General features: G+C 69.6%; 18 protein-coding genes. 5 read left to right on the top strand and 13 right to left on the bottom strand.

Annotated features, from left to right (window positions below):
* Window positions 1-3 precede the first annotated feature (3 nt).
* The 6 genes from ACZ6ZD_RS36450 to ACZ6ZD_RS36425 form a co-directional block, all read right to left on the bottom strand.
* Window positions 4-786 (bottom strand): cobalt-precorrin-6A reductase, encoded by a 783-nt coding sequence (locus tag ACZ6ZD_RS36450; RefSeq protein ID WP_465679066.1) that lies wholly within the window; start codon window positions 784-786, stop codon window positions 4-6.
* A complete protein-coding gene (cobM, locus tag ACZ6ZD_RS36445) occupies window positions 783-1,523 on the bottom strand; it encodes a precorrin-4 C(11)-methyltransferase (RefSeq protein WP_465679064.1) in 741 nt (246 codons plus the stop codon). The genes ACZ6ZD_RS36450 and cobM overlap by 4 nt, the downstream gene beginning before the upstream one ends.
* Entirely contained in the window at window positions 1,520-2,710 is a 1,191-nt protein-coding gene (cbiE, locus tag ACZ6ZD_RS36440) for a precorrin-6y C5,15-methyltransferase (decarboxylating) subunit CbiE (protein ID WP_465679063.1), read from the bottom strand. The genes cobM and cbiE overlap by 4 nt, the downstream gene beginning before the upstream one ends.
* Complete coding sequence (locus ACZ6ZD_RS36435) at window positions 2,700-3,080, bottom strand: TIGR03618 family F420-dependent PPOX class oxidoreductase (protein ID WP_465679061.1); 381 nt, start codon at window positions 3,078-3,080, stop codon at window positions 2,700-2,702. Before ACZ6ZD_RS36435 ends, cbiE begins: the two co-directional genes overlap by 11 nt.
* 60 nt (window positions 3,081-3,140) lie before the next feature.
* The gene (locus tag ACZ6ZD_RS36430; RefSeq protein ID WP_465679060.1) at window positions 3,141-4,997 is read right to left on the bottom strand and encodes an alpha/beta hydrolase; all 1,857 of its coding nucleotides are present in this window, start codon (window positions 4,995-4,997) and stop codon (window positions 3,141-3,143) included.
* 100 nt (window positions 4,998-5,097) lie between these two features.
* Window positions 5,098-5,742 (bottom strand): NBR1-Ig-like domain-containing protein, encoded by a 645-nt coding sequence (locus ACZ6ZD_RS36425; protein ID WP_465679059.1) that lies wholly within the window; start codon window positions 5,740-5,742, stop codon window positions 5,098-5,100.
* A gap of 130 nt (window positions 5,743-5,872) precedes the next feature.
* Here ACZ6ZD_RS36425 and ACZ6ZD_RS36420 point away from each other — a divergent pair, with 130 nt between their 5' ends.
* Window positions 5,873-6,568: an SH3 domain-containing protein gene (locus ACZ6ZD_RS36420; protein ID WP_465679057.1), complete on the top strand. Its 696-nt coding sequence runs from the start codon at window positions 5,873-5,875 to the stop codon at window positions 6,566-6,568.
* A gap of 210 nt (window positions 6,569-6,778) precedes the next feature.
* A complete protein-coding gene (locus tag ACZ6ZD_RS36415; protein WP_465679056.1) occupies window positions 6,779-10,720 on the top strand; it encodes a glycosyl hydrolase family 18 protein in 3,942 nt (1,313 codons plus the stop codon).
* Window positions 10,721-11,163: 443 nt separating this feature from the next.
* On the opposite strand, the gene ACZ6ZD_RS36410 is transcribed toward ACZ6ZD_RS36415, so the two are convergent.
* Window positions 11,164-12,201, bottom strand: coding sequence for a LacI family DNA-binding transcriptional regulator (locus tag ACZ6ZD_RS36410; RefSeq protein WP_465679055.1), 1,038 nt, complete (start codon window positions 12,199-12,201; stop codon window positions 11,164-11,166).
* Between the two features lie 125 nt (window positions 12,202-12,326).
* On the opposite strand from ACZ6ZD_RS36410, the gene ACZ6ZD_RS36405 reads away from it, so the two are divergent.
* From ACZ6ZD_RS36405 to ACZ6ZD_RS36395, 3 genes are read left to right on the top strand one after another with little or no spacing between them, the layout of a single operon-like run.
* The gene (locus ACZ6ZD_RS36405) at window positions 12,327-13,286 is read left to right on the top strand and encodes a carbohydrate ABC transporter permease (protein WP_465679054.1); all 960 of its coding nucleotides are present in this window, start codon (window positions 12,327-12,329) and stop codon (window positions 13,284-13,286) included.
* Window positions 13,267-14,136 (top strand): carbohydrate ABC transporter permease, encoded by an 870-nt coding sequence (locus ACZ6ZD_RS36400; RefSeq protein WP_465679052.1) that lies wholly within the window; start codon window positions 13,267-13,269, stop codon window positions 14,134-14,136. The genes ACZ6ZD_RS36405 and ACZ6ZD_RS36400 overlap by 20 nt, the downstream gene beginning before the upstream one ends.
* 10 nt (window positions 14,137-14,146) lie before the next feature.
* A complete protein-coding gene (locus ACZ6ZD_RS36395; protein WP_465679051.1) occupies window positions 14,147-15,421 on the top strand; it encodes an ABC transporter substrate-binding protein in 1,275 nt (424 codons plus the stop codon).
* Window positions 15,422-15,463: 42 nt separating this feature from the next.
* On the opposite strand, the gene egtD is transcribed toward ACZ6ZD_RS36395, so the two are convergent.
* The 6 genes from egtD to ACZ6ZD_RS36365 form a co-directional block, all read right to left on the bottom strand.
* Window positions 15,464-16,429, bottom strand: a complete 966-nt coding sequence (gene egtD, locus ACZ6ZD_RS36390) for an L-histidine N(alpha)-methyltransferase (protein WP_465679049.1) — start codon at window positions 16,427-16,429, stop codon at window positions 15,464-15,466.
* Window positions 16,426-17,160: an ergothioneine biosynthesis protein EgtC gene (egtC, locus tag ACZ6ZD_RS36385; protein WP_465679048.1), complete on the bottom strand. Its 735-nt coding sequence runs from the start codon at window positions 17,158-17,160 to the stop codon at window positions 16,426-16,428. The genes egtD and egtC overlap by 4 nt, the downstream gene beginning before the upstream one ends.
* Complete coding sequence (egtB, locus tag ACZ6ZD_RS36380; RefSeq protein WP_465679047.1) at window positions 17,160-18,491, bottom strand: ergothioneine biosynthesis protein EgtB; 1,332 nt, start codon at window positions 18,489-18,491, stop codon at window positions 17,160-17,162. The genes egtC and egtB overlap by 1 nt, the downstream gene beginning before the upstream one ends.
* Complete coding sequence (locus ACZ6ZD_RS36375) at window positions 18,488-19,714, bottom strand: glutamate-cysteine ligase family protein (RefSeq protein ID WP_465679045.1); 1,227 nt, start codon at window positions 19,712-19,714, stop codon at window positions 18,488-18,490. The genes egtB and ACZ6ZD_RS36375 overlap by 4 nt, the downstream gene beginning before the upstream one ends.
* A 118-nt stretch (window positions 19,715-19,832) precedes the next feature.
* Window positions 19,833-20,759, bottom strand: a complete 927-nt coding sequence (locus ACZ6ZD_RS36370) for a TIGR03619 family F420-dependent LLM class oxidoreductase (RefSeq protein ID WP_465679044.1) — start codon at window positions 20,757-20,759, stop codon at window positions 19,833-19,835.
* Between the two features lie 83 nt (window positions 20,760-20,842).
* A complete protein-coding gene (locus ACZ6ZD_RS36365; protein WP_465679043.1) occupies window positions 20,843-21,460 on the bottom strand; it encodes a TetR/AcrR family transcriptional regulator in 618 nt (205 codons plus the stop codon).
* Between the last annotated feature and the right edge of the window lies 1 nt (window position 21,461).

Below are 21,461 nucleotides of genomic sequence, written 5' to 3'. Positions count from 1 at the left end.
CCATCACAACCGTCGGTCCGGCGGCGCCGCAGGCGGGGCGGCCGGTGGCGCGTCCGATTGTGATGGCCTGGCGGAACGTACCCACGTCACCACGGCCGCCACGCTGCCGACCACCTCGACCCCGTCCGGCAGTTGCGGGCGGTGGATCAGGACGACCGGGAGCTTCAACTGCCGGGCGGCGGTGAGTTTGGCCTCGGTTTGGGGGCTGCCGCTGTCTTTGGTGACGAGGACGTCGATGCGGTGGTCGCGCAGGAGCTCGAGTTCGGCGGGGACGGCGTACGGGCCGCGGTCGAGGAGGAGGGTGCACCAGGCGGGGGCCGGGTCGGGCGGGTCGACGCAGCGGGCGAGGGTCCAGAGGCCGGTGGCGGCGAACTCGTGGAGGCCCTGGCGGCCGATGGTCAGGAAGACCCGGCTGCCGAGGGCCGGGAGCGCGGCGGCGGCTGCCTGCGCGTCGTTCGCCCAGTGCCAGTCGTCACCCGGGCGCGCCGTCCAGCCGGGGCGCCGCAGGACCAGCAGCGGTACGCCGGCCGCGCGGCTGGCGGCGACGGCGTGCTCGGTCATCGTCGCGGCGAACGGATGCGTGGCGTCGATCACCGCGTCGATCGCGTGCTCGCGGAGCCAACCGGTCAGCCCCTCGACGCCGCCGAAACCGCCGACCCGGACGTCGCCGTCGGGGAGCCGCAGGTCCTTCGTCCGGCCGGCCAGCGAGGACACCACGTCGTGATCGTCGAGCTGCTGGGCCAGCTCGCGGGCCTCGCCGGTACCGCCGAGCAGCAGGATCCTCATCGGTCGCGGGTCGTCGAATACAGGTGGCTGTCGCGGAACTCGGTTGCCGCCAGCACCTTTCCGACGACGATCACCGCAGTCCGCCGGATCCCGGCCGCGGTGACCTGGGCGGCGATATCGGCGAGGGTGCCGCGGAGGATCTCCTCGTCGGCGCGGGAGGCTTTCGCGACGACGGCGACCGGGCAATCGGGACCGTAGTTCGGGAGGAGTTCGGCGACGACGCGGTCGATCTGCTGGACGGCGAGATGCAGGACGAGGGTGGCACCGCTCGCGCCGAGCGTGGTCAGATCCTCACCGGGCGGCATCGCCGACGCGCGACCGCCGATCCGGGTCAGGACGACCGTCTGCCCGACCTCGGGCACGGTCAGCTCCCGTTGCAGGGTGGCCGCGGCGGCGGCGTACGCCGGGACGCCGGGCGTCACGTCGTACGGGATGCCGAGCGCGTCGAGCCGGCGCATCTGCTCGGCCATCGCGCTGAACACCGATGGATCGCCGGAGTGCAGCCGCGCGACGTCCCGCCCGGCAGCGTGCGCCGCGGCCAGCTCGGCGACGATCTGGTCGAGGTCGAGGTTCGCGGTGTCGACCTTGTGGGCATCCGGCGGGCAGTGGTCCAGGAGTTCGACCGGTACGAGCGCTCCGGCGTACAGGCAGACCGGGGACGCCGCGATTAGGTCACGGCCGCGGACGGTGATCAGGTCCGCGGCGCCCGGGCCGGCCCCGATGAAGTGCACGGTCACTTCGTCACGCTCCAGATCGTTACCGGCATCGCTGGGCGCCAGCCGGTCATCCCGCCGACCGCGGAGGCGCGCTGCACATCCAGCCGGACCAGATCGCCACCGAGCTTCTGGTACCACTCGGCGATCAGCACCTCGGTCTCCAGCGTCACGCCGTTGACGACCAACCGACCGCCGGGCTTGAGGGCGTTCCAGCAGGTCTCGATCATGCCGGGCGCGGTGGCTCCCCCACCGACGAACACGGCGTCCGGTTCTTCAAGCCCAGTAAGCGCTTCTGGCGCCGCACCGAGGACAGCGGTGACATCGGAGCCCAGGGCAACGACATTTCGCTGGAGCCGATCGGCGCGCTCGGCATCACGCTCGACGGCGATCGCGCGGCAGCTCGGGTGATGCCGCGACCACTCGATCGCGATACTGCCGGCGCCGCCGCCGACGTCCCAGAGCAACTGTCCAGGGACCGGCGCCAACCGCGAGAGCGTCACCGCGCGGACTTCGCGCTTGGTCAGCTGACCGTCACTCTCGTACGCGTCGTCCGGTAGGCCGGGCGCGGTCGACAGGACCTGCGTGCCTTCGCAGTGGACGCCGATGACGTTGAGCGCGTCAACCGCGCCGGACCACGCATCGGCCGTCGTACTCGTGACGCGCTCGCCTGGACCGCCGAGCTGCTCGAGGACTGTGAACGCGCTGGAACCGTAGCCCCGGGCAACCAACAGCTCCGCGACCTCAGCCGGCGTCTGCGCGCCCCAGCTCAAGACGACCAGGCGACGTCCGGGCTGGACGTGCGGGTGGACGCGCGCGGTCGGATGCCCGACGAGGCTCACCACCTGCACCTGATCCTGCGGCCAGCCCAGCCGTGCACAGGCCAGCGAAACACTCGACGGATGCGGGAGCACGCGGACGGCGCTTGCCCCCAGCAACCTCGTCAGCGTCGTAGCGATCCCGTGGAAAGTCGGGTCCCCACTCGCCAGCACGCACAACCGGCGTCCGGCGTACTCACTCAGCAAACCGGGCAGCGCCTCCGACAATGGCGACGGCCAAGCGCGCCGCTCCGCCGTCCCCTCCGGTACCAACCCCAGCTGCCTACTGCTCCCCAGCAACACCTCAGCCGCGCCGATCGCCTGTTGCGCCGCCGGCGACAGCCCCTCCCACCCGTCGGCGCCGATCCCGACGACCGTCGCCTCAGCCGCCATTACCGAGCACCTTCGTCACCGTGATCTCAATGACCACCCGCTGCGGATTCACCCGCGGCTCCTTATACCGCGCCGCGTACCGCCGCTCCGCATCCCGAACCCGCTCCGGCGCATCCACCACCACCGCCCGGCCCTCGACCGTGCTCCAGCGCCGTCCGTCCACCTGAGTCACCGCCACCGCGGCCTCCCCCAGCCGCCGAATGACCCGAGCCTTGTACGACGTCCCCGAACAAATCACCCGAACCACCCCCGCCGCCACATCCAACGTCGCCCCCACCGGCGTCGCATGCACAGTCCCATCCCGCCGCACCGTGCTCAACACGCACAGATGCCGCTCACCCCAAAACTCCGCCAACCGCTCACTGAACACCCAGCGATCGTAAACACCAAGGCCCGCCCGCCCACCGGGCGGGCCTCGGCAGAGCGAGGGTCAGCGGAGGGTGCCGGCGGCTACGGTGTCGAGGACTTGCTGGAGGAAGGGGGTGACTTTCTGGGAGGTGGTGCGGGACTTGGGGAGGTGGACGGCGTTGCCGTCGAGGGGGCCGTTGACGGGGTAGACGGTGAGTTCGGCGGGGAGGGGGGTGGTGCCGCAGATCTTGTTGCGGGCGGGGAGTTCGCCGGTGAAGACGAAGGTGTCGCCGATGGCTTCGGCGCAGGCCGAGGCGGAGCCGACGTACTGGCCGTGCTGGCCTTCGTCGTCGATGGCGACGAAGCGGGTGGCCTTGGCGGTGTCCTTGTGGGTGCGGAGGGCGCCTTCGTAGGCGGTGGCCGGGTCCAGTTCGCCTTGGACCATGAGGAGGCGGGGGGAGCCGGTGAGGTCGAGTTTGCGGTCCTGGGGCTTGTACTTCCAGAAGGCGCACATCGGGACGCCGTTCATGTAGCCGAAGAAGTCGTACTTCTTGGCCATCTTGTCGGCTTCCTTGAGGTAGAACTTCGGGTCCTTGTTCCAGGCGGTGTCGTTACAGCGGACCGTGGTGCCGATCGCGGGTAGCAGGAGCGGCTGGCCGGCGGACTTCGTCCGGGCGGCCGCGCGGGCGTCGGCGAGCAGGGTCCGGGTCGAGTCCGAGCTGGCGGCCATGGTCTCGACCGCGGTCGCGGCGGCCGTCACCTCGTAGCGGGCGCGGATGTTGGCGATGGTGTCGAAGGCCTGCAGCTCCGGCGCCAGCCGGGCCCAGGCGCGGTCGATGTGCTTGGCCTCGATCTTCTTGGAGGCGGGCGGGTCCTTGACGAACTCGTCGTGGACGAGGACGTCCATCGTGCCGCGGATGAAGCGGACGTTGCCGTAGATGACGCTGTAGATCTTGCCGTCCAGGTCGACGCCCTGGACGTCGGACCGGTTCGCCTTGACCAGCTTGATCAGCTCGGCGCGGACCTTGTTGTACTTCGCCTTCACCTGCGCCGGCGTCGCACCGAGCCCCTGGATCTGGTCGGCGTGCCGGCCGATCCACGGGAAGAACTGGGTGTCGCGCCGGCGCTGGCCGGAGAACGGGTCGAAGTTCACGTTGTCCCACTGGGTGTGGGTCCAGTCCATGTTCGAGTCGATCACGAACCGGCCGACCCGCTGCGGGTAGGCGTCGGCGTACCAGCCGCCGAGCCAGGTGCCGTAGCTGTAGCCGATGAAGTTCAGCTGCCGGGCCTTGAAGAGCGCGCGCAGGAACTCCATGTCGTAGACGGTCTGCTGGCTGCTGACGAACTGGCCGAACTCCTCGGCCGCGCAGGCCTCGGCGTACAGCTTGGCCTCGGCGACCTCGACCTTGTGGGTCTGCGCCGTGCGCTCCTTGTAGTCCGGCGTCGTCGGCAGCGCGTTCAGCTTCTCGACGGTGGTGACGCAGCGCAACGGCGTACTGCCGCCGAAACCGCGCGGGTCGAAGCCGAGCAGGTCGAAGTCGCTGAACAGCTGGGGCTTCTCGGTGCCGAGTGCGGCCGACAGCCGCAGACCGGCGCCGCCCGGGCCACCCGGGTTGGTGGTCATCAGGCCCTTCGACGTACCGGTCGCCTTGCTGTAGGCGATCGCGACCTCGACATCGGGGTGCGCGTTCGGGTTGGCCCAGTCCATCGGGACCTTCACCTTGGCGCAGTTCGTGGTCGGCGCCTGCGGGTACGACGCCTTGATCGCGGCGTCGAACGCGCACGGGGCCCAGCTGATCTGCTGGTCCAGGTACCGCTGCGGGATGGACGGCGTCTTCGGGTCGACCGGCCCGCGGTGGGCGGCGGCGGTCCCGACGGCCAGCTGCGGCACGACGAGTGCCACCGCCAGCCCGACGGCGAGGGTGCGAAGTCTTCTCACGCTGAAACTCCTGAAGTCCGGGCGGGGTTCAAGAACAGCTTGCAACGTATGCCGGATCCGCGCCGGATGACAGGTACTACCGCTACGACAAGGGCATTCCCTAGAGCTCGTAGACGGTGAAAATGGTGCAGTAGACGGGTGGGGACTCCAGACCTGGGTAGTACAAACGGCCCGCGTCGTCGGTGATTTTGAAGTACGCCGTCGACGCTCCGACCTGCGACGGGGCCTGCAGCAACATGGTGACCGTCACCACGTCGCCGGGCTCGGCGTCCGGGACCCGCGCGCGGACCGGCGAGCGCAGCCACCCCGGCGTCCCGGCGGCGCCCTGGCGGGTCAGCCAGCGGTCCCGCCACGGCCGCTCGCCGCTGTTGCGGATCTCCCAGGTCTTCTCGAACGCCTGCTCCCGGCTCACCCGCGTCCCGTCCGGGATGGTCTCCCCGAACAGCTCGGCCCGGTCCTCCGGGTGATGGTCCGCCGGGACCGAACCGCCGAGGGACGTCGGGACGACGGCACGCCGCAGGTCCCGCTGCGACGTGTCGCGACCAGCCCGGACGGCGGCGTCCAGCTCGGTCAGCTGGTTGATCAGCGCCTGACCCGCGCCGAACGAGCCGTCGTACCACTCGATCAGCTCGCGGCTCGGCTTGGTATGGCCGCGCTCCACGCGCGACAGATGTCCCTTGTCCCAGCCGGACAGGACGGCGGCCCGGGACAACGGCACTCCAGCGGCCTCCCGGAGCTCACGCATCCGACAGCCGATCACAAAGCGAGCCTGCGCTGGCCTCACTGCCCACTCCCCAGTCATCTGTTGCCCACTGCGACAACACCGTAACGCTCTGATTGTCTGAAAGTCAGCGCCTTCCGGAAAGGACATTCTCATGCGTACCGCCCTCCTGCGCATCACCGCCCGCCTGTCCGCCCTGTCCCTGCTCACTGCCGGCGCCGTCCTCGGCACCGGCGTACTACCCGCTCACGCCGCCACCGGCACCGTTGTGACCGACAGCGGCGCCGGTGTGACCATTCGGTCCGGTAACGCGACCAGCTTCGGTTCAGTCGGCACCCAGCCGAACGGAACGGTCGAGATCGACTGCCAGATCTACGGCGAGCCGGTGACCGGCAAGTTCGGCCGCAGCCTGATCTGGGACCACATCCCCGGTAAGGGCTTCATCTCTGACGCCTACGTCAACACCGGCAGCACCGGGCTCGTGGCGCCGCTGTGCACCAGCAACCCGCGTGCCGACAAGGCCATCGCCTGGTACGCCGCCCGCAACGGCTCGACCGCGTTCCAGGGGTACTGCGAGATGGCCGCAGAGAACTCGTACGGCAAGACCGGCGTCTGGCCGTCGGCCAAGGCGGACTGGAACGACGCCGTCGCGCGCGGCGTCGCGCACCGCGGCGATCTGAACCCGCCGAAGGGCGCTCTGGTCTTCTGGGACCTGGCCGCCCCTTACGGTCACGTCGGCGTCGCCCGCGGCGACGGCTACTTCTGGGCCACCAGCGTCGGCGGCAAGATCGGCCTGGCGAAGCTGCCCTACTTCTCCAACTACCTCGGCTGGGCCTGGCCCAACTTCTGAGCCTGCCGCGAGTCTCGGACCCCCGCCGCCCCGGGGGTCCGAGACTTTCGAACGCTCAAACGTCGCCGTCCGTGTTAAGTCGATCACGGATAGCGTTTGCTGCCGATACCTTCCGCGACAGCTTTCTGTACGGTGCCGTGGGAGCGCTCCCATGCTTAGCTGGAAGCGCTCCCAAACGCAGTTCTTTCCGCCCCTACAGAAGGACTTCGCATGAGCTCACCACGCTCCCGAACCTGGCGCCGGCGCAAACCGCCGGCCTTTCTGATCGCCATCGTGACGGCGATCGCCGTACTGGTCTCCAGTACCGGCATCCAGCCCGCCACGGCCGCACCGGACGCCGTGTTCGTCCCGGCCGCCGGTCAGGACCACACCGTCCGGCACGACTTCCAGGACCCGGCGCTGGCCGCGCACTACGTCCAGCAGTTCGACGAGATCCGGGCCAGCGGCAAGAAGCTCAGCCAGGTCCTGGACGAGCGGACCAAGGGCCAGCTGCACGACGTCATGCCCAAGCTGCGCTACGTCGAGTTCGACGCCGAGATGCGGGTCGAGGGCACTGTCGCCGTCATCGTCATCAAGGATCCGGGGGTCGTCGTCGACGAGTCCTGGTGGCAGGGCGCGCTGATCGTCGCCGGAGCGATGCTGGTCGGAGCCGGCGCCACCGCGCTGTGCCTGACCTACGGCGGCGGCGTGCCGCTGTGCGCGGGGCTCGGCGGCTTCATCGGTGAGTTCGTCAACGGCGCCCTGACCCAGTGGGCCAACGGTGAGCTCGGCAACGCCGACGAGTGGGCCAAGACGATGGCCAAGTCGATCGCGGCCGGCCTGACCGGGTTCCTGATCGCCTTCGCGGGTACTGCCGAGGCGCTGGCCTGGTACAAGGCGACCAGCGCGTCCCTGGTGCGCTTCGTCCGGACAGTCGAGGCGTTCTTCGGCGGCACCACCGCCGGCGACACGCTGGCTAGCATGCTCGACGCCCTCGAGCGCTACCTGCCCAGCTACCTGCGCAACTCCGCTTCCGCCACCGGCACCTGCCGGGAGCCGGTCGGCGAGCCCGAGCCCGGCGGCGGCTGGACCCCGCTCGGCCAGATCATCTTCGCCGCGGACGGCGCCCAGACCCGGTTCATGGACGTCGACGGCGACCTCGACGTCGACCGCGCCATCTCGGTGAACGGCCGCCTGTACACCTGGCACAACGCCGGGTGCGGTCTGGACGGCAGCCGGGTCTGGATCCCGCGCGGCAACACCGCGCCGGGCGGTGTGTCCAATGTCGCCTACTTCGGCGACCTGGACGGCGACGGCAAGGACGACCTGGTCAACTTCCTGACCGCCGCCGAGTCCCCGACCGGCTTCGCCGCGATGCGGGTCTGGCGCAACGAGTCCAGCGGTTCGTCGGTGCGCTGGGCCAACCCGGTCATCGTCGCCAACGACCTCAGCTACGTCGGGATCCCGGTCTTCGCCGACCTGGACGGCGACAAGGACGACGACCTGATCATCCCGGACCGGATGGGTTTCGTCATCGCCTGGGAGAACCGCAAGTCCAGCGGGCTGCCCAAGCCTGGTGACTGGCGCAAGATCACCGGGTTCACCCACCCGGCCGAGGGCCGCGTCGGCACCGTCTCCTACCCCGACATCAACGGCGACCTGCGTGCGGACGTCGTCGTGGTCAAGTACATGACCGGCGACGTGGAGGCCTGGCAGAACCTCGGCACCGGCTGGGAGGAGGCCAAGTCGGGCAAGGCTGCGGCGGCCGACCCGTGGAAGTCGCTCGGCGTGATCCGGTCCGGTGACGCGTTCGGCGGGACGGTCGGCGACTTCGGCGACCTGGACGCTGACAAGGTCTCGGACTTCCTGTTGTTCAACTCGACGTCCAAGGGCGTCGACGGCTGGCTGCTGCCCAGTGACGTGGCCGCAGGCGCCAACGGGGGCGTCGGCGACCCGATGGAGGCGCACCCGGGCGGTGACGACGGCGGCACGCGCCCGCCGGCCAGTGGGGATTGCAGGCCGGACGGTCTGGCGACGACGCCTGGTGTCGCGACGCCGTACTGCAAGGTCTACCAGGGCGACGGCCGCGAGTGGCTCGGCCAAGGCCGGGACCGCCGGGTCGTGGCGTACTTCAACGGAGCCCGTACGGGCGCCGACGGGACGCCGCACTACCTGGTCAAGAACATCCCGTGGTCGAAGGTGACCCACATCAACTACGCCTTCGCGACGGTGGCGAACAACCGGATGTCGGTCGACGCCGCGGCCACCCAGATGGAGTGGCCGGGTAAGTTCGGCGCCGAGATGGACCCGGGGCTGCCGTACAAGGGGCACTTCAACCTGCTGACGAAGTACAAGCGGCTGCACCCGCGGGTGAAGACGCTGATCTCGGTCGGCGGCTGGGCCGGGTCCGGCGGGTTCTACGCGATGACGACGAACGCCGACGGCTCGGTCAACCAGGCCGGGATCGACACCTTCTCGGCGTCCGCGGTGGAGTTCTTGCGGACGTACGGCTTCGACGGGCTCGACATCGACTTCGAGTACCCGACGGTGCTGGACGACACGGGGAACCCGAGCGACTGGGCCACGGCGAATCCGCGGCGCAAGGGGTTGCCGACGTCGTACACGGCGTTGATGAAGACGCTGCGTGATGCGCTGAACCGGGCGTCGGTGGCGGACAACAAGTACTACCTGCTGACCTCGGCCTCGTCGGCGTCCGGGTACCTCGTCCGCGGGATGGCGAACCAGACCGCGCTGGACTACCAGGACTTCACGAACCTGATGTCGTACGACTACCACGGCACCTGGAACGACGTCGTGGGGCCGAACGCGGCGCTGTTCGACGACGGCAAGGACCCGGAGCTGGCCGAGCAGTACGCGACCCCGGAGTACGGCGGGATCGGGTACTTCAACACCAACTGGGCGATGAAGTACATGCGCGGCGCGTTGCAGGCCGGCCGGGTGAACCTGGGCGTGCCGTACTACACGCGCGGCTGGAAGAACGTGACCGGCGGGACGAACGGCCTGTGGGGCAAGTCGGCCAAGCCGAACGGGTGCGAGCCCGGCACCGGGATCAAGCGGCCCTGCGGTGACGGCGCGGTCGGGATCGACAACATCTGGCACGACAACACGTCGAACGGCGGCGAGCTCGGCTCCGGCACGAACCCGCTGTGGCACACGAAGAACCTGGAGAAGAACATCCTCCCCAGGTACGCGCCGAACGTCGGGCTCGACCCGACCAAGCCCGAGGACCGGCTGACCGGCTCCTACACGAGGCACTGGGACAACACGACCAAGACCTCGTGGCTGTGGAACAACGACAAGAAGGTGTTCCTGTCCACCGAGGACGAGCAGGGGATCGACGCGATCACCGACCTGGTGAAGTCGACCGGCGCCGGCGGCGTGATGATGTGGGAGCTCGGCGGCGACTTCGCCTGCCCGGCGGTCGTCGACGCGCAGCGCTCGTGCGGGATGGGCTACACGCTCACCACGCGACTGAACGACAAGCTGAACGGATCCGGTGCCTACAGCAACAGCCTGCGCGCGGGGAGCACCGCGCCCGCGCCGACGGCGACCGCCAACATCAGCGTCGACATGGTGAACTACCCGACCGCGACGGCGAACCTCTGGCCGTTGCAGCCGACCGTCCGGATCACCAACAACACCGGCCGGACGCTCGGCGGCGGCAAGGACACCAAGCTGGCCTTCGACATCCCGGCCTCGACGTCCCCGCTGGTCAAGGACGTCAACTGGCAGACCGGCGACCAGGGCGGCCAGTGGAAACTCACCGCCGGCTCGACCTTCCACCGGATCTCCACGACGCTGGACTACTGCCAGATCATCCCCGCGGGGAAGTCGCTCGATCTCCCGATCATCTACTTCCTCCCGATCACCGGCCCGATCAACACGAGCCTCTCGATCGGCAGCACGTCCTACTCCCCCGTCACCGACAACCTCAAGGGCCTGCCCGCCGCCACCCCACCCGCGGGCGGCTGCAACGCCGGCAACTGGGACGCGACCAAGATCTACGACCCCGCGACCCAGACCGTCGAACAAGTCACCGTCAAGTACAACAACAAAATCTGGAAAGCCAAATGGCAAACCCAGAACAGCGCCCCCGGCACCGGCCCCGACCCCGACCACGAACCCTGGAAACTAATCGGCAACGCCACCTAACCCCCTAACCCCACCGGAGGCCGGCGCCCCCCGCGCCGGCCTCCACCCATGCCGAACCCCAGCCACCCACCAACTCCCCGACAGGCCCACGACACGCCGCACCAACCGGCGCGTCGCGAAGCCCAACCCCAGTTGGTCAGTGCTGGCACGCGGCACGCGGCACGCGGCACGCGGCACGCGGCACGCGGCACGCGGCGAACCCAACCACCCAGTGTCGGCCTAGGCAACCACCTGCTTTCCGGCCGCAGCGCGGCCCGACCACCGGCAGAGAACCCGGCCGTGGCGACCAACCGGGGGCACGCTACGGCTGGGGGCTGGTGGAGCTGGCTGGTCGACTGCGGGGTACAGGCTCGGCTGGCTCGCAGCTCGGTGCCCTGGCTACCTGGGCCGGGCGAACGGGCGGTGCTGTGTAAGGACCCGCGTCGGCGGGTGGCGGGCTTGGTTCAGCGTTTGCGTTTGGGGGGTGGGCGTTCGCCGGAGCCGCGTTGGATGAGGGCGCAGGGGAGGACTATGCGTTGGGGTGGGCGGGTGTCGGTGCCGGCGGCTCGGTCGAGGAGGAGGCGGGCGGCGCTGCGGCCGAGTTCGGCGATGTCGGAGGCTACGACGGTGACGGGGGTGGGGAGCATGTCGGCGAGGCGGAAGTCGTCGAAGCCGACGACGGCGGGGTCGCGGCGGAGTTCGCCGAGGGCGCGCAGGACGCCTTCGGTGAGGAAGTTGGTGGAGGCGAAGATCGCGGTCGGGGGGTCGGGGCGGAGCATGAGTTCGCGGGTCGCCTTGGCGGCGGACTCCGCGTTGCCCTCGGGGAGCTGGACGACGAGTGACTCGTCGACGTCCAGGCCCGCCGTCCGGTGCGCCCGGCGGAAGCCGCGGAGGCGGCGTCCGGTGGTGTAGTACGACGGGGCGAGCAGGATCGCGATCCGTTCGTGGCCCTGGCCGAGCAGGTGCTCGGCGGCCAGCCGCCCGCCGCCCTCGTTGTCGACCATGACGATGTCGGCGTCGATCCCGGTGGCCGGCCGGTCGACGAACACGACCGGGACGCCGGCGCCCTGCAGGAATGCGTGGTCACCCTGGTCCGGGACAATCATCAGCCCGGCGACCTGCCGGCTGACCAGCTCGCGAATCGCGCGCTTCTCCCCCTCCGGGTCCTCGTCCACACTGCCCAGGACGACGGCGAACCCGGACTGCCCGGCGACCTCCAGCGACGCCTTCGCGATCGTCGCGTAGAACGGGTTGGTCAGGTCCCCCAGCACCAGCGCCAGACTCGACGACTTCTTCCCCGGGCGCAGCGCGCGGGCGACCTCGTTGCGCTGGAAGCCGAGCTGGTCGATCGCCGTCCGGACCCGCTGCGCGGTCTCGTCCCGGACGCCGTGCCCGCCGTTCACCACCCGGGACACCGTGCCCAGCCCGACGCCGGCCCGCCGGGCCACGTCGATCATCGTCGGCCGAGCGGCCTCGGGAGTGTTTGGAAACGTTTCGGGCACGGGGTTGACTTCCTTTTCACGGCACGGCATCGTCCACTCCACACTAAAACTTGGAAACGTTACCGTCCAGGACGTCGAGCGAGGAGATCCGATGAATCGAGGGCACCGATGCGGCGGTTGAGCGGGTGAATCGATGGAGGCTGCCGTTCCAACGTGAGAATGGTGGGAGGAGCCGGAATGCGCAGTCTCGTGGCGCCGGTTCGGACACGCTGGCGGCGTACCTGTTCATCTCCCCGGCGATCCTCGGGTTCACGGTCTTCGTCGGGTATCCGCTGATCCGGTCGTTCTACCTGGCGCTGACCAAGTACAACGGCCTGACCGACCCGGTCTTCGTTGGTCTCGGCAACTTCCGGCGGCTGTTCACGACCGACCCGGCGTTCTGGCCGGCGCTGCGGGCGACCGGCTACCTGGTGGCGCTGTACGTCCCGCTGTCGCTGATCCTCGGCCTCGCGCTGGCGATGTTCTGCAACCAGCGCTTCCGCGGGGTCCGGATCGTCCGGACGCTGTCCTACCTCCCGGTCGTCCTGCCGGCGGTCGCGACGATCACGCTCTGGAAGTTCATCCTGAACCCGCAGCTCGGTCTGCTGAACACGATCCTGGAGCGGCTCGGCCTGCCGACCAGCCTGTGGCTGCAGAGCCCGACGATGGCGATGCCGTCCGTCGTCCTGATGATGCTGTGGGGCGTCGGCGGCACGATGATCATCTTCCTGGCCGCGCTGCAGGCCGTCCCGACCGAGCTCTACGAGGCGGCCAAGGTGGACGGCGCCGGCCCGTGGTCGGCCTTCCTGCGGATCACGATCCCGACGATCAGCCCGATCATCCTGCTGCAGGTGATCCTGCAGACCACGGCCGCGCTGCAGACGTTCAACCAGCCGAAGATCCTGACCAACGGCGGGCCCGGGTTCAGCACCAACGTGCTGATGCTGTCGATCTACAACAACGGCTTCCCGAATCTCGGCCGCGTCCCGCAGCTCGGCTACGCCTCCGCGCAGGTGTGGGTGCTGTTCATCGTCATCATCGCCGTCATCGCGCTGGCCGCGAAGTTCACCTCTCTTTGGACCTACAGTGACAACACTCCCGACTGATCCGAAGCCACGCCGCCTGATCGGTACGACGGCGTGGTACGTGACGGCGTTGTTCATCGCCGCGGTGATGATCGTCCCGCTGCTGTGGATGATCACGATCGGCCTGAAGAGCGGTTCGGCGGTCTTCGAGATCCCGCCGCGGCTGCTGCCGCGCGAGTGGACCTGGCGGAACTTCATCGACGGGCCGCAGGCGATCAACTTCCCGCGGCTGCTGCTGAACTCGACGATCATCACTGCGCTCAGCGTGCTCGGCGGGGTGATGACCGCGATGATGACCGGCTACGCGCTGGCGCGGCTGCGCTTCCCCGGCCGGAAGCTGTGGTTCTACCTGTTCGTCGGCAGCATGCTGCTGCCGGGTGTGGTCGGGCTGATCCCGCTCTTCCAGCTCTACAAGAGCATCGGCTGGTACGACACCTGGCTGCCGCTGATCGTGCCGGCGTTCCTCGGCGGGAACCCGCTGTTCATCTTCCTGGCCCGGCAGTACTTCCTCGCGATCCCGTACTCGATCGACGAGGCGGCCAAGATCGACGGCGCCGGGCACCTGCGGATCTTCACCCAGGTGATGCTGCCGCTGACCCGGCCGGCCTGGATCACGATGGCGATCCTCGCCTTCCAGGCCTCCTGGAACGACTACCTGAACCCGCTGGTCTACCTCTACTCCTCCGGCAAGTGGCCGCTCTCGGTCGGGATGGCGGCGTTCATCTCGCCGTTCGCCGGCAAGACGCCGGACTGGAGCTACTACATGGCCACCAACCTGCTCTACATGCTGCCACCGCTGATCCTGTTCTTCGCCGCGCAGCGCTACTTCATCCAGGGCCTCGGCTCACTCGGCAGCACCACCCAGAAATGAGGGCATATCCGTGAAGACCAAGCTCATCGGCGCCGCGCTGGCCTGCGCCGGGTTGCTGACCGCCTGCGGAGGTTCGGACTCCGGCTCGGCCGACGGGCCGGTCACCGTCACCGTGATGACGTGGGAGTCGACGCAGACGAACGCTGTGATCAAGAAGGCGCTGGCCGAGTTCAAGGACGCCGACATCACGGTCGAGCTGCTCGACACCCCGAGCGGTCAGTACGGCGACAAGCTGTCGTCGCTGACCCAGGCGAAGAAGCTGCCGGATCTGTTCTGGTGCGGTAACGACACCGAGCAGCAGTACACGCAGCAGGGGCTGCTGGTCGACTGGAGCCCGAAGCTCACCGGCGACTTCGGGGCGGACAAGTTCGTCGCGTCCGCGATCAAGAACTGGACCACCGCGGACGGGCAGATGGGCGGGCTGCCGTCGCTGATGAACACGTACGGCGTCTGGTACAACGCCGACGCGTTCACCGCGGCCGGCGTACCGATCCCGAAGAGCGGCTGGAGCTGGGACGAGATGTACGCCGCCGCCGCGAAGCTGACCGGGAAGGGCGGCGCGAAGTACGGCCTGGTCGCGGACCAGCTCACCGGGCCGGACGGGCCGTTCACGATGAGCATGTACGCCGTCTCGGCCGGTGGCGCGCCGTTCACGGACGACGTCAACCACCCGACCAAGGCCGAGGCGGACGCGAAGTACACCGAGGGCGTGCAGAAGCTGGTCGACGCGGTCAAGAACGGCTCGGTCGCACCGCCCGGGTACGACGCCTCGAACGCGCAGTCGCTGTTCGCGGCCGGCAAGGTGCCGATGATGTTCGGCGGCCAGTGGCTGGCGGCCGGTTTCCAGGTCGACAAGCCGAAGGTCAAGTACGGTTTCGCCCCGTTCCCCCAGGTCACCACCCCGGCGACGCTCTACGACTCGGTCGGCATCTGCACCCCGCAGTACACCAAGAACCAGGACGCCACCTTCAAGGTCCTCGAGTACATCAACACGAAGGTCTGGGACGCCGTCCTGCCCGAATCCCCCGTCGCACCGCCGGCCTACACCCCGGCGCAGGCCAAGTACTTCGGCGCGCTGGCCGAGCAGCCGACCGTCGTCGACACCGTCAAGGCCGACCTCGCGATGGAGAAGACCGTCGGCGTCCGCTTCACCACCCAGTGGGCCCAGCAGGTCGGCGACCTCACCACCGCCGACTACCAGCCCATCCTCTCCGGCAAGAAGCCGATCACCGATCTCCCGGCGTACGTCGAGAAGATCAACGGCCTCATCAAATCCGGCGGCTGACCACGAACCCCCGCCCCGGCTATCGCGGGGCGGGTGGGGTGGTTAGGTGGCTTGCCAGAGGGATAGGGCGAAGCGGGCTTGGGGGTCGGTCCACCAGGCGGTGCGGGTGAAGTTGGCGGTGGCGAGTTCTTGGGTGACTTTTTCGGGGCGGAACTTGGCGGAGATCTCGGTGTGGAGTTCTTCGCCGGCGGCGAAGTTGATCTCGAGGTGGACTTCGGGGATGAGGACGCGCTGGGCGGTGGTGGCGCGCAGGCGCATCTCGATCCACTCGTGGTCGGGGTCCCAGGCGGCGACGTGGTCGAAGGCCTCGACGTCGAAGTCGGCGCCGAGCTGGCGATTGATGACGCGGAGGACGTTGCGGTTGAACTCGGCGGTGACGCCCTGGGCATCGTCGTAGGCGGCGACCAGGGTGGCCGGGTCCTTGACCAGGTCGGTGCCGAGCAGGAGCCATTCGCCGGGCTCGAGGACGTCGCGGATCGAGCGGTAGAAGACGGCGCGCTCGGCGGGGAGCAGGTTGCCGATGGTGCCGCCGAGGAAGGCGACCAGGCGCGGGGCGTCACCGGGGAGTTTGTCGAGGTGGGCGGTGAAGTCGCCGACGACGCCGTGGACGTCGACGGTCGGGTAGTCGGCGTTGATCGCGTCCGACGCCTCCCGCAGCGCGGACTCCGAGACGTCGAGCGGGACGAAGCTGGTCAGCGTGCCGTGGTCGCGCAGGCCGTCGAGCAGCAGCCGGGTCTTCTCCGAAGAGCCCGAGCCGAGCTCGACGAGTGTGTGCGCCTTGGTCAGCGCGGCGATCTCCCCGGCGCGGGCCTGCAGGATCTCGCGCTCGGCCCGGGTCGGGTAGTACTCCGGCAGGCGGGTGATCTCCTCGAACAGCTCACTCCCCCGCGCGTCGTAGAACCATTTCGGCGGCAGCCACTTCGGCTCGGCCGTCAGCCCGGCGCGCACGTCCTCGCGTAGCGCTCGAGCGGCGTAGTCCGGCGTCAGGTGTACGTCGATCTGGGTCACTGCGGTCCTTCCATCGAGGTGATGCGCACCGTCGTGGCGGTGGCCACGAGCAACGAGTGGTCAGGCACTTCCTCCCAGTGCCCGGCTCCGAACGGTTCCGAACTGACCGTCGTCGAGTCGTCGGTTCGGCGTACCCACAGCGAGTGCGTCCAGGTCGTCGCGACCAGCTGCTCGCCGTCCATCAGCAACACGTTCAACCGCGCCCCGGGCGCGGCCTCCGCCACCTCCCGGACGGCGGACTCCACCGCCGCCACCGGCTCGCCCATCCGCGAACGGATCAGCGCGAACAGGAACGCCGAATCCACCCCGGCGCCCAACGTCAACAGCTCAGCCACCGGCAAGCCCTCCGCCAGCTTCAGCACCGACCCCGGCCAGCCCGGAATCTTCCCGTTGTGGCTGAAGCTCCAGTTGCCGCTCTGGAACGGCGCGACCGCGGACTCGTCGTGCGGCATGTCGTCCGTCCCGTTGCGGACCGCGGCGAGGACGGCGCCCGAGCTGATCGACCGCGCGAGACCGGGCAGGTTGTCGTCGGTCCAGATCGGCACGTTGCGCCGGTACCTGACCAGCTGACCGTCGGCGTACCAGGCCAGGCCGAAGCCGTCGGCGTTCACGGTCCCGCCGCCGCGCATGTCTTTAGGCGCCCAGGACTGTTGGTAGAGGGAGTGCTCAGGGTCGAGGACGAGCCTGGCAAGGGGCACGGGTGGGCCCAGGTAGGCGAGGTGGCGGCACATCAGAGCTCTTCGGGGCGGGGGTCACGGGCGCAGCGGAAGCCGGCGAAGATCTGCCGGCGGATGGGGTAGTCCCAGTTGCGGAAGGTGCTGCGGGCGACGACGTCGTCGGTGCCGAAGGAGCCGCCGCGAAGGACCTTGTAGTCGGGGCCGAAGAAGACGAGCGAGTACTCGTCGTAGGGGAACGCGCGGAAACCGGGGTACGGGTCGAAGTCGCTCGACGTCCACTCCCAGACGTCGCCGATCAGCTGCTCGACGCCGAGCGGTGAGGCGCCGGCCGGGTACGCGCCGACGGGCGCCGGGCTCAGGTGGCGCTGGCCGAGGTTGGCGTGCTGCGGGCCGGGGCTCTCATCACCCCAGGGGAAGCGCCGTGTCCGGCCGGTGGCCGGATCGAACCGCGCGGCGAACTCCCACTCCTCCTCGGTCGGCAGCCGCTTCCCCGCCCACTTCGCGTAGGCCTCGGCTTCGTAGAAGCAGACATGCATGACCGGCTCGTCGAGCGGGAGCGGCTCGCGGTGGCCGAAGCGCGTCCGCCACCAGTCGCCGTCCACCTGCTCCCAGAACCGCGGGCCGACCAGCGAGCCCTTCTGCACATGCGCCCACCCGGCCTCAGACCACCACTGCGCCTCCTGATACCCGCCGCCGGTCACGAAGCGCAGATAGTCCCCGTTGCTGACCGGCACGGTGTCGATCACGTACGGCGCCACCCGGACGGCGTGCGCCGGCCGCTCGTTGTCGAGCGCCCACGGCTCTACCGACGTCCCCATCTCGAAGACGCCGCCCGGCACGAACACCTCAGGCGCCGGCAACCGCCGGCCAGCCGGTGGCGGCGGCGCGTCCAGCACCGGGACGCCGTTGCGCAGCTGGTGCGTCGCCAGCATGGTCTCGTCGTGCTGCTGCTCGTGCTGGACGATCATCCCGAAGGCGAACCCGTTGTCGACCAGCTCGCGCCCGGCGTCGAACTTCACGTGATCGAGGACGTCGAGGACCTTGTCGCGCACCTCCTCGACGTACGCGCGCGTCTCCACCGGATTGAGCAGCGGCAACGCCGGCCGATCCGCCCGCGGGTGCATGAACGCGTCGTACAGCTCGTCGATGTCCTGGCGCAGGGGCTCGCGGCCGCCGACGTCGCGGACCAGCCAGAGCTCCTCCTGGTTGCCGATGTGGGCGTAGTCCCAGACCAGAGGCGACATCAGCTTCGAGTGCTGCTTGACCAGGTCGTCGAGGTCGACGGCGTCAGCCAGCTGCGCCGTCCGCCGCCGCGACTTGCCGAGTTGCTCGGCGACGAACGAGCGGAGCCCCTCGTCGGACAGATCGGACAGTTGGTGGTTCATGAAGCTCGCCTTCCGTGGGTGTCGTCGACGATGCGCTGCAGCCGGATCGCGGCCGCAGCCTGTAGCTCTGTCGGGACGCCGGTCCGATCCAGCAGACCGGCACCCAGCTCGACCACGCTGCGCGCGGCCTGCCGGACGAGGTCGTCGCGCAGCCCCACGCGCGCGGCGGGCAACCAGCGCCCGGACGCCGGCTCGGCAGCGGCCAGCACCTCATCGAGGACGGCGGGGTCAGCCAGCAGCGCACTGAGCAGCAGCGTCGGGGCGATCCAGCCGTCACCGGACTGGGTGTCCAGGTATCTGACCTCCAGATAGCCCCGTGGGCGCACCGGCGGGAACAGCGTCGACAGGTGGTACTCCAGATCGTCGTACGTCGGTCTGTCACCCGGCAGCCGGCCGTCGGCCCAGGCGCCGAAGGTGAGCCCGGCCGGCGCCTCCCAGCTGTCGCCGCGGCGCAGGCACAGCACCGGCGCCTCCATCGCCATCCGCGCCCAGGCCGCGGCCGGGTCGCCGTCCAACGGCGGGGGCTCGGTGAACGGCGCACAGGTGCCGAACGTCGCCTCGGTGCGCGCGGAGGCCCAGCCGGTGGCGGAGCCCTCGCGGTACGCCGAGTTGGCGAAGAGGGCGATCAGAGCCGGGCCGAGGTCGTGGAGGGCCCGCCAGCGCAGCGCGGCCTGGCCGGCTTCACCGGCGTCCAGACAGACCTGCAGACCCGCTGTACTGCACATCATCCGCGGGCCGTGCGGACCGAGGCGCGCGAACGCCTGCTCCATCGCGGCGTAGCGCGGGACGGTGAGGATGCGGCGCGGACTGCGGAACGCATCCAGGCCGTGGTCGCCGAGGACGAGGCCGGCGACGTCCACAAGTTTGGCGAGCTCGGCCGCGTCGGCGGCCGTGTCGTCGATCAGCCCCGCGACGGACGCCGAGGCGGGGCCGGAGATCTCCACCTGGCCACCGGGCTCGACGGTGACCAGAGCGCCCCGGCCGAGCGGCAGCTGCGGGCTGCCGGGGACCAGGGTGGCGGGCGCGTGGACGCCCAGCGCATCAGCGAGCCGACCGGCGTCGAGGGGCCGGCGCGGATCCTCCGCGTGATGCACGGTCCACTCCAGCTCGACGCCGTGCAGGCGGGGCGGACCGTGCTTGAAACAGACCATCGCGACATAACCCTCCGCCTCGGCCCGGGAGCCGATCGGGGTCGTCGCCGGAGAACCACCGGACGAGGTCACGTCAGCGACCGTAGCCCCGGAGTCGGCCCTGGACAACCAAGACCGGATTACCCATCGGTGACGCCTTGCCTGTCTTCGTCATGCCCAGCATCCTGCAAGGCGCCACCGACATTTTTCCTTACAGGGCTAGAAATTCCTGGTGGAAGCGCTTCAATAGGTCGCTGTACTCCTCGATGTCGCGGGCGATCGTGTGCAGCGTCAGCACGGCCTCCTCGACCCCCACCTCGGCCAGCTCCGCGAGATCGCCCATGATCTGCTCAACACTGCCCTGGTACGGCGCCCGCTCGGCCGAGTCGACCCGGACGAACTCCCCGCCGAGCGCCACGATCGCGATCGCGCGCACCGACGCCGGGTCGCGGCCGAACTGCTCGGCCTGTTTCCGCAGGTCGCCGAGCGTCTCGCCGATCTGCCGCGGCGGGACCATCACCGGGAGCCACCCGTCGGCCCGCTTGGCCACCCGAGTCAGCGCCTTCGGCCCCCACCCGCCGAGGAACACCGGGATCGGCTCCGCCGGTTTCGGCCCGATCTCCGCGGGCCACAGCTTGTACCGCTCGTTCTCGAACGCCACCGGATCCGGCCGCCAGACGGCGTCCGCGACGTCCAGGAACTCGTCCAGCGCCGCACCCCGCTCCTTCATCGGCCGCGGCGCCGCCACCGCGAACTCGTCCACCGACCAACCGGTCCCGAGCCCCGCCACCACCCGCCCACCGCTGGCCGCCCCGATCGACGCCAGCGAACTCGCCAGCCGGAACGGCACGTGCAGCGGCGGCAGGATCACCGCGCTCCCCAACCGCACCCGCGACGTCACCGCCGCCGCCATACTCATCGCCACGATCGGGTCCAACACCTTCCGGTACACGTCCGGCCAGGCCCCGTCCCCGTACTCCGTCAGCCGGTGAATCCCCGTCTGGTCCTCCGGATACAAGATCCGCTCCGAGACCCACACGCTGTCGTACCCCACCTCCTCCGCCTCCCGGGCCGCCCGGATCAGATGCGCCCCCGGCGCGAACCGCCAGTTCTGCGGCAACATCACACCCAGCCTCATATCCACTCCCTACTGATCACCAGTCATTGATTGAAAGTCAATGAAAATCCTACGCGGGACTGGTTGAAGATCAAATGGGTGGGTCAGAGCTGGTCGAGAGCCGGGGTGAGGTCGAGGGTGGGTTCCAGGGCCTGGGCGGCTCGGAGAGCGCCGGTCAGGAGGGTGGTGACGGCGTCGACCATGGCCGGAAGCGGGTAGGGCTGGTTCTCGCGCAGCCAGGTGGTGGTGAGGCCTTCGGCGGCGTCGGCGAAGGACTGGAGCGCGGCCGACAGGGGTGGGCTCGGGGTGAGGGAGAGCAGGCGACTGATCTCCCGGAGACCGTGGGCGCGGCGGTCCACGAAGGCGGCGTCGCGGGTGGGGGCCAGGATGAGGTTGAGCGCGGTGGCGGGGCTGGCGGCGACGAAGGTGAGGAAGGTGCGGAAGCGGGCGCGGAGTTGCTCGACTGGGGTGCCTGAGGTTTCGGTGTCCTCGGCGGCCCGGAGCTGGTCGTAGACGGCGTCGACCGCGGCGGTATAGGCACCCTGCTTGCCGTTGAAGTGATGCGAGACCAGGCCGTGGGCGACGCCCGCAGTACGGGCGATGCCGGCGACGGTGACTTCGTCGTACGGGCGCTGGGAGAACTCCGTGATGGCGGCGGCGAGCAGCTTCTGCCGGGTCTGTTCGGCGGCGGCTTGGCGTGCGGTCAGGCGTTCTGGGGACACG

Source organism: Kribbella sp. NPDC104218, assembly GCF_055584105.1.
The sequence above is the reverse complement of the archived record's forward strand: the minus strand, read 5'-3'. Positions and strand labels throughout refer to the sequence as shown.

What these genes read in the sequence shown, in the direction of transcription:
- ACZ6ZD_RS36425 (WP_465679059.1), bottom strand. Translation starts at nt 5,742, where the DNA reads ATGCGTGAGCTCCGGGAGGCCGCTGGAGTGCCGTTGTCCCGGGCCGCC.
- egtC (WP_465679048.1), bottom strand. Translation starts at nt 17,160, where the DNA reads ATGTGCCGCCACCTCGCCTACCTGGGCCCACCCGTGCCCCTTGCCAGG.
- ACZ6ZD_RS36415 (WP_465679056.1), top strand. Translation starts at nt 6,779, where the DNA reads ATGAGCTCACCACGCTCCCGAACCTGGCGCCGGCGCAAACCGCCGGCC.
- cbiE (WP_465679063.1), bottom strand. Translation starts at nt 2,710, where the DNA reads ATGGCGGCTGAGGCGACGGTCGTCGGGATCGGCGCCGACGGGTGGGAG.
- ACZ6ZD_RS36420 (WP_465679057.1), top strand. Translation starts at nt 5,873, where the DNA reads ATGCGTACCGCCCTCCTGCGCATCACCGCCCGCCTGTCCGCCCTGTCC.
- ACZ6ZD_RS36370 (WP_465679044.1), bottom strand. Translation starts at nt 20,759, where the DNA reads ATGAGGCTGGGTGTGATGTTGCCGCAGAACTGGCGGTTCGCGCCGGGG.
- egtB (WP_465679047.1), bottom strand. Translation starts at nt 18,491, where the DNA reads ATGAACCACCAACTGTCCGATCTGTCCGACGAGGGGCTCCGCTCGTTC.
- ACZ6ZD_RS36450 (WP_465679066.1), bottom strand. Translation starts at nt 786, where the DNA reads ATGAGGATCCTGCTGCTCGGCGGTACCGGCGAGGCCCGCGAGCTGGCC.